1 pseudogene is annotated in these 344 nt (G+C 71.2%); it reads left to right on the top strand.

Going from position 1 to position 344, the window contains the following annotated elements:
* Positions 1 to 162: 162 nt before the first annotated feature.
* Positions 163 to 344: pseudogene (locus tag ACFHW0_RS31890) on the top strand (4-hydroxy-2-oxovalerate aldolase); the annotation flags it as partial.

Raw genomic sequence — 344 nt, 5'->3', positions numbered from 1 at the left:
TCTGCCGGCGTACGCGGGGAACCTGGACATCATGACCTCGGCCGCGCTGCGCACGGCGGAACGGCTGGTCGGACTGCGATCGGCAGCGACGCGCCAGGACGGCGCTGGTGGCGACGGCGCGGGCGGGGACGGTGCGGGTCGGGACGTCGTGGAGGTGACCGGGTGACTGATCTGTACATTCAGGACGTGACGTTGCGCGACGGTATGCACGCCGTCGCCCACCGCTACACCGTCGAGCAGGTCCGCACCATCGCCGCCGCCTTGGATGCGGCCGGGGTGGCCGCGATCGAGGTCGCCCACGGCGACGGGTTGGCCGGTTCCAGTGTGAACTACGGTCACGGTGC

The sequence above is a fragment of the Micromonospora sp. LOL_025 genome, from assembly GCF_048060285.1.
Classification (GTDB): Bacteria; Actinomycetota; Actinomycetes; order Mycobacteriales; family Micromonosporaceae; genus Micromonospora.
Note: the sequence above shows the minus strand (reverse complement) of the source record. Positions and strands in the feature narration are given on the sequence as shown.